Source organism: Pseudomonas sp. HY13-MNA-CIBAN-0226 (assembly GCF_040310305.1).
In the GTDB taxonomy this organism is placed as follows: domain Bacteria; phylum Pseudomonadota; class Gammaproteobacteria; order Pseudomonadales; family Pseudomonadaceae; genus Aquipseudomonas; species Aquipseudomonas gregormendelii.
In genome coordinates this window covers 1-244 of the sequence record NZ_JBEOPS010000536.1, presented here as the reverse complement: position 1 = coordinate 244, position 244 = coordinate 1, and the positions used below count along the sequence as shown (strand labels likewise).

The window sequence follows — 244 nt, the reverse complement described above, 5'->3', positions numbered from 1 at the left end:
ATGACGAACGCCTCGACCCCGATGCCCCTCGGGAAACGGTCGCGTCCGGCGGGGATATTCACCGTTTCCCACGCGGTCCCAACCCAGGCACCTTCCTTCACGGCTTGTTGGAGTGGGCCGGTGAAGAAGGTTTCAACGTGACTCCAGAGGCGATCGAAAAAGCCGTGGGCGCACGCTGTAACCGCCGCAACTGGGAAGGCTGGATCGTCACCCTCAGCGGCTGGCTGCAGCACCTGCTGCAAAC

The 244-nt window shown here is 63.1% G+C and carries 1 protein-coding gene; it reads left to right on the top strand.

Features of this window, described 5'->3' with window-relative positions; translation table 11 throughout:
- Positions 1-244 (top strand): hypothetical protein (locus AAEZ05_RS29800; protein ID WP_350650242.1); only part of this gene is annotated, 244 nt, incomplete at both ends.